The 14,825-nt window shown below is 73.8% G+C and carries 15 protein-coding genes and 2 tRNA genes; 12 read left to right on the top strand and 5 right to left on the bottom strand.

The window, feature by feature from the left end:
* Window positions 1-72 precede the first annotated feature (72 nt).
* Window positions 73-1,524 carry a dihydrolipoyl dehydrogenase family protein gene (locus O2V63_RS00145; protein WP_269165560.1) on the top strand — a complete coding sequence of 484 codons (1,452 nt, stop codon included), beginning with the start codon at window positions 73-75 and terminating at the stop codon, window positions 1,522-1,524.
* Window positions 1,521-2,432, top strand: coding sequence for a universal stress protein (locus tag O2V63_RS00140; protein WP_269165559.1), 912 nt, complete (start codon window positions 1,521-1,523; stop codon window positions 2,430-2,432). Before O2V63_RS00145 ends, O2V63_RS00140 begins: the two co-directional genes overlap by 4 nt.
* A 287-nt stretch (window positions 2,433-2,719) precedes the next feature.
* Here the strand turns inward: O2V63_RS00140 and O2V63_RS00135 are convergent, their stop codons facing one another.
* Window positions 2,720-5,518: a penicillin-binding protein gene (locus tag O2V63_RS00135; protein WP_269165558.1), complete on the bottom strand. Its 2,799-nt coding sequence runs from the start codon at window positions 5,516-5,518 to the stop codon at window positions 2,720-2,722.
* Window positions 5,519-5,693: 175 nt separating this feature from the next.
* Here O2V63_RS00135 and O2V63_RS00130 point away from each other — a divergent pair, with 175 nt between their 5' ends.
* A complete protein-coding gene (locus O2V63_RS00130; protein WP_269165557.1) occupies window positions 5,694-6,113 on the top strand; it encodes a PaaI family thioesterase in 420 nt (139 codons plus the stop codon).
* A gap of 57 nt (window positions 6,114-6,170) precedes the next feature.
* Window positions 6,171-6,842: a biliverdin-producing heme oxygenase gene (locus O2V63_RS00125; protein ID WP_269165556.1), complete on the top strand. Its 672-nt coding sequence runs from the start codon at window positions 6,171-6,173 to the stop codon at window positions 6,840-6,842.
* Between the two features lie 70 nt (window positions 6,843-6,912).
* On the opposite strand, the gene O2V63_RS00120 is transcribed toward O2V63_RS00125, so the two are convergent.
* The 3 genes from O2V63_RS00120 to O2V63_RS00110 all read right to left on the bottom strand — a co-directional run bounded on the left by O2V63_RS00120 (window position 6,913) and on the right by O2V63_RS00110 (window position 8,394).
* A tRNA-Arg gene (locus O2V63_RS00120) sits at window positions 6,913-6,985 on the bottom strand.
* 23 nt (window positions 6,986-7,008) lie between these two features.
* A tRNA-Ser gene (locus O2V63_RS00115) sits at window positions 7,009-7,097 on the bottom strand.
* Between the two features lie 88 nt (window positions 7,098-7,185).
* Window positions 7,186-8,394: an MFS transporter gene (locus tag O2V63_RS00110; RefSeq protein ID WP_269165555.1), complete on the bottom strand. Its 1,209-nt coding sequence runs from the start codon at window positions 8,392-8,394 to the stop codon at window positions 7,186-7,188.
* A gap of 105 nt (window positions 8,395-8,499) precedes the next feature.
* Here O2V63_RS00110 and O2V63_RS00105 point away from each other — a divergent pair, with 105 nt between their 5' ends.
* From O2V63_RS00105 to O2V63_RS00090, 4 genes are all read left to right on the top strand, one after another.
* Entirely contained in the window at window positions 8,500-9,030 is a 531-nt protein-coding gene (locus tag O2V63_RS00105; RefSeq protein WP_269165554.1) for a CGNR zinc finger domain-containing protein, read from the top strand.
* A 9-nt stretch (window positions 9,031-9,039) separates the two neighbouring features.
* Window positions 9,040-9,582: a phosphatase PAP2 family protein gene (locus O2V63_RS00100; protein ID WP_269165553.1), complete on the top strand. Its 543-nt coding sequence runs from the start codon at window positions 9,040-9,042 to the stop codon at window positions 9,580-9,582.
* A 288-nt stretch (window positions 9,583-9,870) separates the two neighbouring features.
* On the top strand, window positions 9,871-10,416 hold the full coding sequence (locus O2V63_RS00095; protein WP_269165552.1) for a DUF6318 family protein: 546 nt from the start codon (window positions 9,871-9,873) through the stop codon (window positions 10,414-10,416).
* A gap of 414 nt (window positions 10,417-10,830) precedes the next feature.
* Window positions 10,831-11,319 carry a hypothetical protein gene (locus O2V63_RS00090; protein WP_269165551.1) on the top strand — a complete coding sequence of 163 codons (489 nt, stop codon included), beginning with the start codon at window positions 10,831-10,833 and terminating at the stop codon, window positions 11,317-11,319.
* A 27-nt stretch (window positions 11,320-11,346) separates the two neighbouring features.
* Here the strand turns inward: O2V63_RS00090 and O2V63_RS00085 are convergent, their stop codons facing one another.
* Window positions 11,347-12,006 carry a hypothetical protein gene (locus tag O2V63_RS00085; RefSeq protein ID WP_269165550.1) on the bottom strand — a complete coding sequence of 220 codons (660 nt, stop codon included), beginning with the start codon at window positions 12,004-12,006 and terminating at the stop codon, window positions 11,347-11,349.
* 484 nt (window positions 12,007-12,490) lie between these two features.
* Between O2V63_RS00085 and O2V63_RS00080 the strand changes: the two genes are divergently transcribed.
* The 4 genes from O2V63_RS00080 to O2V63_RS00065 all read left to right on the top strand — a co-directional run bounded on the left by O2V63_RS00080 (window position 12,491) and on the right by O2V63_RS00065 (window position 14,769).
* On the top strand, window positions 12,491-13,039 hold the full coding sequence (locus O2V63_RS00080) for a DoxX family protein (RefSeq protein ID WP_269165549.1): 549 nt from the start codon (window positions 12,491-12,493) through the stop codon (window positions 13,037-13,039).
* Between the two features lie 9 nt (window positions 13,040-13,048).
* Window positions 13,049-14,098: a PHP domain-containing protein gene (locus O2V63_RS00075; RefSeq protein ID WP_269165548.1), complete on the top strand. Its 1,050-nt coding sequence runs from the start codon at window positions 13,049-13,051 to the stop codon at window positions 14,096-14,098.
* 172 nt (window positions 14,099-14,270) lie between these two features.
* Window positions 14,271-14,414, top strand: coding sequence for a hypothetical protein (locus O2V63_RS00070; RefSeq protein WP_269165547.1), 144 nt, complete (start codon window positions 14,271-14,273; stop codon window positions 14,412-14,414).
* Window positions 14,415-14,601: 187 nt separating this feature from the next.
* Entirely contained in the window at window positions 14,602-14,769 is a 168-nt protein-coding gene (locus O2V63_RS00065; protein WP_269165546.1) for a hypothetical protein, read from the top strand.
* Window positions 14,770-14,825: the final 56 nt, after the last annotated feature.

Here is a 14,825-nt window from a genome sequence, read left to right as displayed (position 1 = left end):
TGCCGCGGTGCACACCTACGTCCCACCGGGCAGACTGGCCCGCACCGCCCTCGACCACCGGAGACGCCCGTCGTGCCCGACCCCGACGTCACCCGCAGGCGGTGGGAGCTGCTGGTCGTGGGCGCCGGCACCGCCGGCCTGCTCGCCGCCCAGACCGCCGCCTCCCTGGGCGCCCGGGTCCTGCTCGTCGACCGCGGCACCTGGGGCGGTGAGTGCCTGTGGACCGGGTGCGTGCCCTCCAAGGCGCTCATCGCGGCCGGCGAGGCCGCAGCGGCCGCACGCGCCGCCGCCGGGTTCGGGGTACAGGTGGACGGCGTCCGGATCGACGGGGCGGCGGTGCTGGCGTCGGTCCGCGCGGCGGTCCGGGAGATCGAGCCGGTCGACTCGCCCGAGGCGCAGCGGGCCGCGGGCGTCGCGGTGGCCGAGGGGCACCTGCTGTTCACCGGCCCGTCCAGCGCCGTGCTGGGCGACCGCCGGGTCCGGTTCCGCCAGGCCGTCGTGGCCACCGGCTCCGCCCCGGCGCTGCCCGCCGTCCCCGGGCTGGCCGACTCCTCGCCGCTGACCACCGAGACGCTCTGGGAGGAGCCGGACCTGCCGGACCGGCTGGTCGTGCTCGGTGGCGGCACCACCGGCTGCGAGCTGGGCCAGGCAATGGCCCGGCTCGGCGTCCGGGTGGACCTCGTGGAGACCGCCGACCGGCTGCTGCCGGCCGAGGACCCGGCCGCCTCGGCGCTGGTCACCGCCGCCCTGCGCGCCGACGGCGTCACCGTGCACCTCTCGACGCAGGTCCAGCGGGTGTCCGGGGCGCCGGGCGACACCCGGGTGACGCTGCCCGGCGGCGGCGAGCTCCGCTGCGACCGCCTGCTGGTCACCACCGGGCGACGTCCCGCCGGCGAGGGCCTGGGGCTGGACGCGGCCGGCGTGCAGCGGGACGACGACGGCTGGGTCGTCGTCGACGCGCACCTGCGCACCAGCAACCCGCGCATCTGGGCCGCCGGCGACGTCACCGGCCAACCGCAGTACACCCACCTGGCGGGTCTGCACGGCTCGACGGTCGCCGCCAACGCCGTGCTGGGGCTGCGCCGCCGGGTCGACCTGACCGCGCTGCCCCGGGTCACCTTCACCCAGCCGGAGGTCGCTGCCGTGGGTGCGCCGACCGGCACGGCCGAGCAGCAGGGCCTGCGGGTGCTGGAGCAGGGACACCAGCACAGCGACCGGGCGATCACCGACCGGCGCACGGACGGGGTGACCCGCCTCGCCGTCGACGCCCGGCACCGGGTGCGCGGCGCGACGGTCGTCGGGCCACGGGCCGGGGAGACCCTCGCCGAGCTGACCCTCGCCGTCACGCAGGGGCTCACCACCAGCGACCTGACCGCCTCGACCCACCCCTACCCGACCCATGCCGACCCGGTCTGGCAGGCGGCCATCAGCGACTACCGGGGCCGGTTGGCGGCGCCGGTCCCCCGGCGGGCGATCGCCGTGCTCCGCCACCTGCACCGCCTCCGGACGGCGCTGACCCGATGACCGTCCTGCTGGGCTTGGAGGCCGCCGAGCACAGCGGTGGGGACGACGGCGCCCTCCGGCTGGCCGCCGGGCTGGCCGGCGCGGACGGCTCCCCGGTCGTCGTGACGACGGTCGTGCCGCTCGACCCGCCGCACGCGACCACCTCCCGGCTCGACCACGAGTACCGGCAGTGGCGGGCCGCGCTGACCGCCACCCGCCACGCGGAGGCGTTCACCGCACTGCGGAGGGCCGGAGTCGAGGACGTCCGCGCCGCCGTCGTCCCGGCGTCCTCCGTGCCCGCCGGCCTGGTCGAGTCGGCCCACCGGTACCGGGCGCGGGTGCTCGTGCTCGGTGCCGCGACCGAGGCGCCGGCGGGCCGGTTCGCGGCGGGCTCGGTCGCCGAACCGCTGCTGCACAGCTCGCCGGTGCCCCTGGCGCTGGCCCCGCGGGCGTGGTCGGCGCCGGCGGAGCCCACCCGGCTGACCTGCACCTGGGCGGACGCCGCCCGTTCCACCGACGCGCTGTCCGCGACCCGCGCGCTCGCCGAACGCTGGGGCGTGGCGGTCCGGCTGGCGACCTTCGTGCCCGAGCGCGCCGCCCTGTTGCCCTCGGAGACCGGCCTTCCGCTGGAGCACGTGGTCAGCGAGGACTGGGCCGGCCAGGTGCAGGGCTCACTGGAGCACGCCGTGGCGGACTGGTGCGGCCCGTGGCCCGCCCCGGAGACCGTGCAGGGCCGCGGCGCCGGCTGGGCGGGGGCGGTGGCTGCCGTGCCGTGGGCACCCGGGGACGTGCTGGTGCTCGGGTCGTCCCGGCTCGGACCGGCGGGGCGGGTCTTCCTCGGCTCGACGGCGACGAAGATCCTGCGGGCCGCCACCGTGCCGGTGCTGGTGGTACCGCGCGGCGACGACGGCGCGCCGCGGCTGGCTTGACGACGACTGTGGCCTGAGTCACAGTTGATGCGGGCGGGGGAGCCGGCTACGAGTGGCTCTCCACTGCTGGAGAGACCGACCAACGCGGCCAGACCGTCAGGACCGGCCCCCCGCCCCTCAGCCCCTCAGCCCCTCCTCTGTGGTCGGCTCGGACGCGGGTGCCGGCTCCGGTCCGGGAGCGGGCTCACGTGCTGCGCCGGAGCGGGCTCAGGGAGCCGGGGCCCGCTCAGGTGTCGCATCGGCGAGCGAGCTCCGGCCCGGGTGCTGACCCCGATCCGGGTGCGGGCTCAGGGGGCCGGATCCGGCTCGGGTGCGGGTTCCGGTGCGGGCGCAGGGTCCGGCTCGGGAGCGGGAGCCGGCGCGGGCTCCGGCCCAGGAGCGGGAGCGGGAGCCGGTGCGGGCTCCGGCTCAGGAGCGGGAGCCGGCTCCGGCGACGGCTCCGGCGTCGGCTCCGGCGCGGGATCGGGAGCCGGCACGGGCTCCGGAGCAGGCTCCGGTTCCGGGACAGGCGCCGGGGCAGGCTCCGGCTCCGGTGCGGGCCCAGGTCCCGGCTCGGGCGCCGGCTCCGGCGCAGGGGTCGGGTCCGGCGCGGGAGTCGGCTCCGGTGCAGGAGTCGGCTCCTGTACAGGAGTCGGCTCCGGTACAGGAGTCGGCGTCGGTTCCGGGGTCGGCTCGGGCGCAGGAGTCGGTTCGGGGGCGGGCTCGGGCGCTGGGGGCGGCACCGGGCTCGGTGCGGGAGCCGGCTCGGGTCGGGGCGCGGGCGGGCGCACCGGCTTCGGGGGCGGCGGGGGCGCGTAGTCGGCCCCGTTGCTGACCAGCATCGTCACCTGGCCGCCCGGCGGGACGGAACGACCGCCGGACGGGGAGAGACCGATCACCCGGCCGGCGGGCCGGGCGCCGTCCACGACCTGTCGGGCGACCTGGAACCCGCGCTCGGCCAGCAGTCCACGACACCAGTCCGACCAGGCGCCGACGCACCCACCCGGCACGGTGGCGCGCTCACTGCGCAGGTACTGCGGATCCGGCGGCGCGAAGGCCGCGACCGGCCGGCCGGTGAGCACCGGCGCCATCGCGTCGTGCCAGACGGTGGCCGCCTTGCCACCACCGAACCCGCCGACGTCCTGGTTGCGGACCGGGTCGTAGACCATCACGCTCGCCGCGAACTGCGGGGTGTAGCCGACGAAGGTGACCGAGTAGTTGCCCTGGGTGGTGCCCGTCTTCCCGGCGATCTGGTGGCCGGGGACGTGCGCCCGGCGACCGGTCTGCCCGGGGAAGCCCGGCTCGACGTCCTTGCGCAGCGCGTGCGTGAGCGTGTCGGCGATGCCCGGCGCGATCACCTCGGGCGTGCACTGCGGGCCGCCGACCAGCGGCTGGCCGTCCGGGCCGGTCAGCGGCTCCCCGGCCTGGTCGACGATGGCCTCGACCAGCCGCGGCTCGCAGTACGTGCCGCGGGCGGCGAGGGTGGCGTAGGCGTTCGCCAGGGCCAGCGGGCTGGTCGGCTCGGCCCCGAACGTGAACGAGCCCCGGTTCTCCGCGATGACCTGGTCGGCGATCGGGTCGAGGCTGGTCAACCCGAGCCGCTGGGCCACCCGGACCGGCCCCTCGACGCTGCCCAGCGCGTCCTCGAGGGCGAGGAAGTAGGTGTTGGAGGAGCGGTAGAGGGCCTGCTCCATGTCCAGCCGGCGCGGGTAGTTGCCGGCGTTCTCGACGTCGTAGGGACCGTCCCCGTCGCGATAGACCTCGGAGACGTAGGGGTCCGGGGTCCGCAGCTCGAAGTCCAGCCCGAAGCCCTGCTCGAGCGCGGCGGCGGCGGTGAAGACCTTGTACGTCGAGCCGGCGCCCTGGCCTGCGGCGGCGGGGAGGTCGACCGTGGTCTGTGCCGGGTCGGTCTCGTCGAGCCCGTACCTGCGGTTGACGGACATGGCCAGCACCCGGCCGGTACCGGGCTCGACGTTCACGTAGACGGCGGCGCGTGGGTCCTCCAGCGCCAGGGTCTGCACCACGGCGGCGTCCCCGGCTCGCTGCACCACCGGGTCCAGGGTCGTGCGCACGGTCAGCCCACCGGCCTGCAACTGCTCGAGGGTCACGCCGTACTGCTGGGTGAGCTCCTTCAGCAGGTGCCCGCAGAAGAAGCCGCCGATGGTCGCCTCGGTGCACCCGTTGGGGGCGCTGCCCCCGTCGACGACGCCGAGCGGCTCCGCCCGGGCGGCGTCCGCGGCGGCCTGGTCGAGCAGGCCGACCTCGGCCATGCGGCGCAGGACGAGGTCGCGGCGCTGCTTCGTCGGCTCGGGCGCGGTCACCGGGTCGTAGTAGGCGGGGCTGCGGACCAACCCGGCCAGCATCGCGGCCTGGGCTGCGGTCAGCTGGTCGGCGGTGGTCCCGAAGTAGCGCTGCGCGGCGGCGGCCACCCCGTAGGCACCGTTCCCGAAGTAGACGGTGTTCAGGTAGCGGGTGAGGATCTCCTCCTTGGTGTACTGCGCCTCCACCGCCAGGGCGATCTGCGCTTCCCGCAGCTTGCGGCCGACGGTGTCGGCCGTCGCCGCGGCCCGCCCGTCGGCGTCCTCGGCCGTCTGCAGCCGCAGCTGCTTGACCAGCTGCTGGGTGATCGTGGAGCCGCCCTCGGCGACCTCACCGGCAGCGATGTTGCGCGCCAGGGCGCGCAGCAGCCCGCGGGAGTCGACCCCCGGGTGGTCGCGGAACCGGGCGTCCTCGATCGCGATCAGCGCGTCCTTCATCACCGGGGCGATCTGCTCGCCGGTGAGCGGGTGCCGATTGCGCGAGTAGAACTCGGTGATCAGCGAGCCGTCCGCGGCGAGGACGCGGGTGTTGCCCGGCAGCCGGGCGTCGACGGCGGCGGTCTCGAGCGGGCGGACGAGGGCGGCACCCTGCTGGGCCAGCGCGCTGGCCCCGCCGATCCAGGGCGCGATCACCCCGGCGACCAGCCCGCCGGCGACCACGAGGGCGACGACCAGGCGGAGCAGGACGACGCCGCGGCGCCGGGGACGCGGCGCGGCCGGTTCCGCCGCCGGCAGCAGCCAGGGCCGTCCGCCCGAGGGGCGACCTCCTCCTCCGGCGATGACCTGCACCTCTTCCGACGCTGGGCAGCCGACTTCCGCCCGCCGGCCACGGTGGGTTGTCCCCCACGGTGCTCCGGGATGCCCGGCCCATGCACACCATCGCCACTTCTCAACGCGATCGTCATGTTCGCGGTGCCGCCGGAGGGGCGCGGCGGCGCGCCCGTCCGGGCCGTACGGTCGCTCGGTGACCGCTGCGCAGGAGCTGCTGACCGAACGGGTCCAGGGCGTGCTCGACGTCCCGTTGCACGCCTGGCTCGGCCTGCGGCTCGCCGACCAGGCCGACCCCGCGGCCGGCCTGGTCCTGCCGGTCGGGCCGCCGACGCTGAACAACGGCGGGGTGCTGCACGGTGGGCTGGTGGCGGCTCTGTTGGACGTCGCCGCCTACGTCCACCTGCTCCCCCACCTGGGTCCGGGCGAGAACGCGGTGACGCACGACGCGACCAGCTCGCTGCTGCGGGCGGTGCAGCCGGGCGCAGAGCTGCGACTGACCGGCACACTGCTGCGGCTCGGCCGGTCGGTGGCGTTCCTGCGCGCCGAGGCGAGCGTCGACGGGGTGCTGGTCGCCGCCGGCCAGGTGACGAAGACCGTGCTGCGCCCCCGCTGAGCACGGACGCGCACCGCACCCGCCCACACTCGTGACGACGACCGGAGAGCCCCACCGATGACCAGCACCCTCACGCCACCCGGGTTCGCCGTCCGGCTCAAGGAGGCGACGCAGGCCGACCACACCGCGGCGGAGGCCTCGGGGTTCGTCACCGCACTGCTCGCCGGGGAGCTCCCCCGCACCGCCTACGCGGACCTGCTCACCCAGACCCACGCCGTCTACGCGGTGCTGGAGGAGGCGGCCGTGGCCCAGGCCGACTCCCCCGAGGTGCGCCCGTTCCTGCACCCGGGGCTGGTCCGGCTGCCCGCGCTGGAAGCCGACCTGGCCTTCCTGCTGGGGCCGGGGTGGCGGAGCGAGGGGGCGGTCCTGCCGGCCACGGAGCGGTATGTGGCCCGGTTGCGGGAGGTCGCCTTCGACTGGCCGGCCGGGTTGGTGGCCCACCACTACCTGCGCTACCTCGGCGACCTGTCGGGCGGGCAGATCATCCGCCGACTGGTCGGCCGCACCTTCGGGCTGGAGCAGGACGGCGTGCGGTTCTACGTGTTCGACCAGATCCCCAAGCCCAAGCCGTTCAAGGACGCCTACCGGGCCTCGCTCGACGCCGCACCGTGGAGCGCGGCGGAACAGGACCGGGTGATCGCCGAGGTGTCGCTGGCCTTCCGGCTCAACGCCGACGTCTTCGCCGACCTCGGCGCGCGGCACGGGACGGGCGGGCCCACCCCGGCCTGAACCGCCCCGGAGAACACTGCGGCCCCGCACTCCGAGGAGTGCGGGGCCGTGGTGCTGTCTCAACCAGACGTGCGCCCGAAGGGACTCGAACCCCTAACCTTCTGATCCGTAGTCAGATGCTCTATCCGTTGAGCTACGGGCGCGTGGTGCGTGTTCAGTTGTCGCGCGGAGGCTCCGGGATTTGAACCCGGGATGGGGATTAACCCAAACCGCATTAGCAGTGCGGCGCCATAGACCGGACTAGGCGAAGCCTCCCGGGGACCGGGTTGCCCCGGAACCACCGAGGGGAAAGGTTACCAGCGCGTGCGGGCGGCTCCCAACCGGGGTCGGGAGCCGCCGTCGATCAGGCCGGGACGGCCTCGCGCCGGGGCTCGGCGGGCAGGTCGGGACGGCGCCCGGGCAGGAGCGTGACCGCCACGGCCAGCGCGGCGGCGCCGGTGGCCATCACCAGAGCACCGGCCACCCCGGCCGAGGTCTCGATCAGCGCGCCACCGACCGCAGCACCGATCGCCGAGGCACCGAAGGTCACGGTCGACAGCCAGGTGAACGCCTCGGTGACCGCCGACGCGGGGGCGATCGACCCGACGAGCGAGCTCTGCACCGTGAGGGTGGGGGCGATCGCCGTCCCGCCGAGGAAGAGCAGCGCGCCCAGCACCCACGGGTCGGAGATGGCGGCCAGCGGCGCGAGTCCGATCGTCACGCCCAGCAGGCACCAGCGGTACTGGCGGGGCAGCGAGGCGCTGACCACGCGGGCGCCGAACCAGAGTCCGCCCCCGGCCGAGCCCAGTGCCCACACGGCCAGCAGCAGGCCGGAGATGCCGGGCGACCCGGCGTCGTCGGCGAACGCCGGCACCGCGACCTCGAGCCCGCCGACGCCGAACATCAGTGCGGTGCCGCTGAGCAGGACGCGCGGCATGCCCGGCGTGGTCACCGTCGACAGCAGCCGCCGCGACTCCGCGACCACCGGCCGCCAGGCACGCATCGGTGCGCTCGTGGCGATCCCCAGGGCACCGAGGACGCCGAGCACGCCGGCGAGGCCGAGGGCGATCGCCGGGCCGGCGAGGAACGTCAGCGCCGCGACCAGGGTGGGGCCGGCCACGAACACCAGCTCGGTGGCGGTCGCGTCCAGGGCGTAGGCGGTGGGGCGGACGCGGACGTCGACCCGCGACCAGAGCGCCCGCACCGTGCCGGAGACCAGCGGGGTGCTGGCCCCGACCGCGGCCGCGGCGGCGAACACCCACGGCAGCGGCGCACGGCCCAGGACGGCGGCGGCCACGAGCGCCAGCAGCAGCGGGTAGCCCACGGACTGGACGAACAGCACCAGGCGGGGGCTGCGCCGGTCGGCCAGCCGCCCCAGCACCGGGGCCATCACCGCGGTGGCGATGCCGTACGTGGCCGAGACACCGCCGGCGATCGCGTACGACCCGGTCTGTTCCTGCACCATGAGCAGCAGTGCGAGCGGCACCATGGAGGACGGCAGCCGCCCGGCGAACCCGGCGAGCAGGAGGACCGGGGCGGACGGCAACCGCCACACGGCGAGGTACGAACGCATGACTGGCTCACTTCGAGACGTGCGAGATGGGGAATCTGTAGGCGGTCAGATGATGTTCACCGCCTACAGGTCCCGGAGGTTACGGACCAACGAGTAGGGAGTCAAATGGACTACGACACCTACGGGTCGAACGCCGTCGAACTGGCCATCGACCTGGCCAACGCCGACCGCGACGACCCGGACTGGGTGCGGGTGTTCCTCGACGCCCACGACGAGTGGTTCACCGCCGGAACGGCGCTGGAGCTGCGCCCCGCCGAGGCCGGCGCGGTGGCGCAGACGTCGTCCCTGGTGCGCGACGTCGCCGAGGCCGACAGCGAACCGGAGGTGATGGCGCACCTGAACGCCCTGCTGGCCCTGGCCTCCCCGAAGCCCTATGCCACCGACCACGACGGCGAGCTGCACCTGCACTACGCCCGCCCCGACGCCGGTGTGGTCGAGCAGCTGACGACGACGGTGGCGATGGGCCTGTCCCAGGTGGTGGTGCAGCACGGCTGGCAGCGTCTGGGCGTCTGCTCGGCCGAGGGCTGCGGGCACGTGTACGTCGACACCTCGCGCAACGCCAGCCGGCGGTACTGCTCGAACACCTGCGCGAGCCGCTCGACGGTGGCCGCGTACCGCGCCCGCCAGCGAACCTGAGGACGGCGGGTGCTCCATCCCCGCCACTGGGACGCGCTGCTCCTCGAACGCGTGGGCCGACTGCCCGCGACGCCGGTCGACCGGTGGCTGCGCCGGCTGTCGACCACGGCGGACCACGGCAAGCTCTGGGCCTTGATCGGGGTCGTCCTTGCGTTACGGCCCGGGCAGCCGCGCCGCGCCGCCGTGCGCGGGCTGGGGTCGATGGCCGTGTCGAGCGCGCTGGTGAACGCCGTCGCCAAGCGGGTGTTCAGCCGTGTCCGGCCAGACCTGGCGGCCACGCAAGGCGAGCGGGCGCTGCGCCGGGCTCCGCACACCTCGTCCTTCCCCAGCGGACACTCGGCGTCCGCGGCGGCCTTTGCCACGGGGGTCGCGCTGGAGAGCCCGGCGACCGGGGCGTTGATCGCGCCGCTGGCGCTCGGCGTGGGCTACTCACGGGTGCACGTGGGCGTGCACTACCCGGGGGACGTGCTCGCCGGGATGGCGTTGGGCTTCGGCGTCGCACTTGCCAGCCGGCACTGGCGGACGGTCCCCACCCAGCCGACCTCCGGGTGACCGACGCGATGTGTCGCCAGCCCCGCCGGCCACGCCGGTAGGACACGACCGAGCCACGTTGGGCGCGGTCGCCACCGACTGACCCACGGTCGCCACCGCCTGACCGGGCACTGCATCCGGCCGTACTAGTGCTCTGGCTGCACGGCTGCACCAGAGCACTAGCGTCCACAGTTCGACCTTATGGGCGACGCGGCGAGCCGCTGACCTGCGTACTCTCCTCACGACTTCAGTCGGGTGGCGCAGGGAGGACGACGCATGCGGCCGGTTCGAGCAGCTGTGGCAGCGGCCGTGGCGATCGCCGTGCTCAGCGGCTGCTCACGCGGAGAGACGGCGAACGAGACCCTGCCCGAGGCGTCCCCGTCAGCGGCCGAGACCAGCGAGGCACTCCCACCCCTCGGCCCACCCGACCTCCCCATGCCCCCCGAAGCCCGCGAACAGACCGAAGCCGGCGCAGCAGCCTTCATCCGGTACTACGTGGAGTTAATCAATCACACGAACTCAGACATGGACCCGCAATTCCTTCGCCAACTGTCTCGCGACTGCGCGACCTGTGACCGCATCGCTGACGAGACTGACGCCGACGCACTCGCCGGCTACCGCTATGTCGGTGGCCGCCTCAGTGTCACAAGCAGTCTAGAAGCGACGCTTTCGACGCCCGGACAGGCGGAGTCGGCATTTGTGATTGACCAAGAAGAACTCGCCATAGAGAACTCTAACGGGCAACCCGTACCGGGTTTGTCATTCCCCGCGCTCGATGACCTACAGTCTGGATCAGTGCTCACTTGGAACAAGGGCATAGCGTCTTGGATGGTCACAGAGTTGACGCTCGGATAACCCATGCGCCGACTAGTTGCCTCCGTCGCGGTTGCCGTAGTGCTCCTCGCTCTCTCCGTGACCGACGCCTTTAGTGCCGAGTGTCGTAGAGCGTCATGCCCGGACGTTTCAACGGCCCCCGGCGCACTGGTCGCAAGTTACCTTGCCGCCGCCGACTCAACGAGCGTGCGTCGGGCGACCACTTCAACACCCCCGCCAGGGCAGCCATACCGATGGTATCTGCGCACGTCGTGCCAGGTTTCAGACGACACTGTAGGCGCCTGCATTCCTGGGGCTGCGACGTGCCCAACCATCGATGGACGAATCATTCAGTATTACTTAGTCCAACACCGCAGAGTTTTATTGACGACTGGCCCCGTAGACGAGTTGCCCATTCCGTCCGGCACTGAAGTGGGCGATGAGTACGGACCTTTGGTGACCGAGGGAACTGCCTGTGTCGATGTCACGGACCTGAATCCGCCGCCGTCGCCGGCGGAGGTCTTCCGTTACTTCGAGACGCTGCCACTCCCCCAGCTGACCACCCGCCAGCAGCCACCGGGCGAGGCGCTGGTCGGCCTGCCGGTCATCTTCTTCACCGACAGCCCGACGACCCAGACCTTCACGGTCGACATCCGCGGGTTCGACGTCCTGATCACCGCGAACGCGGTGGGCTACACCTGGCGCACCGGCGACGGGACGACCCTGACCACCACCGACCCGGGCGCCCCCTACCCCGACCACACGATCAGCCACGAGTACTCCTCGGGCACCTACACGGCCTCCCTCACCACCACCTGGGGCGCGACCTACTCGGTCGACGGCGGGGTGAGCGCCGACGTCCCCGGCACCACGACCACCGACGGTGCGCCGGCCACCTTCACCGTCCGCCAGGCCCGCTCGGTGCTCACCAGTCCCTACGACTGACAGCCCCAGCGGGGCATGGACCACGCGTCAGGTCCGCCGGGGTCGCCAAGCCGACGTCGCGGCCAGCAGCAGCAGGGCGGCCATCGCCTCCCCGCCCTCCTCCACGGAGGTCGCCACCGCGAACGCCACCGGAGAGGACGACACCGACCTCACCGCCTCAGTCACCTGGTCCAGCCCCAACACCGTGACCCCGCAGCCGGCCAACGCCAGCGTCACCGGGGTCGCGCCGCGCACCGCCCAGCGTCGTCCGGCCCGCCACAGCAGCGGCAGGCCGATCACCGACAGCAGCACGCCCCCGACCAGCGTCGTGTACTCACCGCCGCCCTGCTCCACCGTCGACGAGGCGCTGACCGCCTTCGCGGTCCCGAGCACGACGCCGACACCCACGACCGCCGCCCACCACGACCGCGCCCACCCCGTCGACCGGACCGCGGCGAGCGCGGCCAGCAGCCAGACGGCCAGGAACACCGCGGCCGTGAACAGCCGCGGCAGCGCACCTGCCCCGTCCAGCGCGACGGACCGGGACCACCCGGCGGCCGGGCACCGGCCCACCGCACAGCGCACCTCGACCAGCAGCCCGACGGTGAACAGCACCCCGCCGAACGCCGCCGGGGCCAGCACCCACGGGGCCGGACGCGGGCGCTCGCCCGGCGGTGACGGCCGCGGTCCCGACACCTCGCCCGTCACAGGACCATCCTCCCGACCCACCTGTGTCATCCGCACGACCGCCGGGCGTCCTCCGCACGCGATCCCCCAACGGCGATCACCGAGCTTGGTCAGGTTCTGCCGTGCGAACAGCGGCCTGACCAGCGCCTCTGACCAGTACGAAGTACATGTGATCGTCGCTGTCGTCGCCCTGTCGTGGGCCGCCGTGTCCGGAGTCGTCGCACTCGTCATCGGCGGGTGCGTCCGCATGGCCGATGAGCGTGCCCCCTTCACCGACCACCTGGTCGGCCTGCCCGCCGACCTGAAGGTCGCCGACATCGTGGGCGCACGCAGCCCGCAGCCCAGCCACTGACCCCGGTCCCCTCGCGGGGACCGAGCCCACGCGCGGCCTCAGCCGCTCGCCCGGCGGTGATCGCCACTTCTCACTACGGTTCCGATGCAGCGGTTGTCCTGGCGCTGACCAGGGCACTGCACCGCTGACGTCACCGATGGGAAGAGGTTCCAGATGTTGGTCCGCCGGATCGCCCGGCCGATGCTCGCCGCCACGTTCATCTACGGAGGGGTCAACACCCTTCGGAACCCGCAGTCGCGCGTGCCCGGTGCAGCACCGATCGTCGAACAGATCACCGAGATCGCTGACAAGCAGCTCCCCGTCGAGGTCCCTCGCGACGTCGAGCAGTGGGTCAAGATCAACGCCGGCGTGCACGTGGGCGCCGGGTCGCTGCTGGCCCTCGGCCGGTTCCCCCGCTTCTCCGCCCTCGCACTGGCCACCTCCCTGGTGCCCACCACGCTGGCCGGCCACCGCTTCTGGGAGCACGAAGACCCCAAGGAGCGCTTCGGGCAGACCAGCAACTTCGTCAAGAACGTCGGCATCATGGGCGGCCTGCTGCTCGCCGCCGTCGACACCGAGGGCAAGCCGTCGGTGGGCTGGCGCGCCAAGCGCACCGCCGGCATGGCGGCCGCCGCAGCCGAGGCCAGCTACACGAAGGCGTCGAAGCGGGCCGCCAAGGCCCAGAAGCGGGCCACCAAGCAGGCGAAGAAGCTCGCGCACTGAGCTGACCGCATGAGCACGGCACTCACGCCCGCGGGCGCGCTCCGGAGGATCGCCTTCCTCCTGGAACGCGCCCGCGAGCCGTCCTACCGCGTCCAGGCCTTCCGCACGGCGGCCACCGTCGTCGCCGCCCTGGACGACGCGGAGCTCGACCGCCGGGTCGCGACCCGGACCCTCACCGACCTCAAGGGCATCGGCGACAAGACCGCCACGGTCGTCCTCGAGGCCCACCGGGGCGAGCTGCCGGCCTACCTGGCCAAGCTCGAGGAGGCGCACGCCGAGCTGACCCCGCTGGCCGACGACGCCGCGGCGCTGCGAGCCGCGCTCAAGGGCGACCTGCACGCCCACTCCGACTGGTCCGACGGCGGCAGCCCCATCCGGGAGATGGCCGAGGCAGCGATCAGCATCGGCCACGAGTACCTCGCCCTGACCGACCACTCCCCCCGGCTCACCGTGGCCAACGGCCTCACCCCCGAACGGCTGGAGCAGCAGCTGGACGTGGTCGCCGCACTCAACGAGGAGCTGGCGCCCTTCCGCATCCTCACCGGCATCGAGTGCGACATCCTCGTCGACGGCTCCCTCGACCAGACCGACGAACTGCTGGGCCGGCTGGACGTCGTCGTCGCGAGCGTGCACTCCGAACTCCGGGCACCCCGCGCCCAGATGACCGAGCGGATGCTGGCCGCGGTCGCCAACCCGCACACCGACGTCCTCGGGCACTGCACGGGCCGGCTGGTCATCGGCCGCAAGCAGCGCAACGGCACCCAGCGCCCCCGGCCGGAGAGCGAGTTCGACGCCGACGCCGTCTTCCGTGCCTGCGTCGAGCACGGGACGGCGGTGGAGATCAACTCCCGCCCCGAACGACTCGACCCGCCCCGGCGGCTGCTCAGCCGGGCCGTCGAGCTGGGCTGCGACTTCGCCATCGACACCGACGCCCACGCCCCCGGTCAACTCGACTGGCAGGACGCCGGCTGCACCCGGGCGGTGGAGTGCGGGGTCCCGGCCGACCGGGTCGTCAACACCCGCTCAGCGGAGGAGCTGCTCGCCCGCACGCACGGCTGAGCGCGACGGGGCCGCTGCCGCACCTGGGACCGGAGGACCGACGCCTGGTTGGACGCTGCGCTGGGGGATCGTCTGCCCGATGTGACGGGTGTGCACCCGTCATGAACTCGCAACCAACGCCGACCGTGTGTCGCTGTTCTCTGCACCACAGTCCAGCCCTAGCTTCTCTGCCATGACGCGTACTGCACACGCTCCGGTCACCGGTCCCGTCGACTCCGCCATCGCGCTCGCCGACGCCCTGCAGTCCGGCTTCGCCGCCCAGCGGGCCGCGGACGAGCGCACCCCGCGCGACCGGGTCGGGCCTGCTACCCGCTGATCCCGGCCAGCTCCGTCGCGTTCGTCCGACCGGGCGTCGCGGAGGTACCGGGTGGTCAGCGACCACGGTCGGTGACGACCCGGCCGACCGGCACCCCGTCCGGGTGCCCCGGACGAGTGACGGAGTTCATCGACTGTTGACGTCCCGTGCGCTTCCGCCGCGGGCCGGTGGGCTCCACACTCGGCGGGTGCGCTTCCTGGCATCGCCACCCCCCGGCTCGACCGTCGGCCTGTGGCCGGGCAGCAGCCGGCCCTCGCACCTGCACCTGCACCGGTACCGGCGCACCGGTGACGACCCGTTCAGCGGTGCGTCGCTCTACGCCTGCCGCTGCGGGGTCGTCCGCCCCGGCATGTGACGGCGCACCCGGCCGGGTGACGCCCCTACCCGTCGCGTCCCGACCGGTTCGGTCCG

Source organism: Modestobacter sp. VKM Ac-2977, from assembly GCF_026968045.1.
Classification (GTDB): domain Bacteria; phylum Actinomycetota; class Actinomycetes; order Mycobacteriales; family Geodermatophilaceae; genus Modestobacter.
The sequence above is the reverse complement of the archived record's forward strand: the minus strand, read 5'-3'. Positions and strand labels throughout refer to the sequence as shown.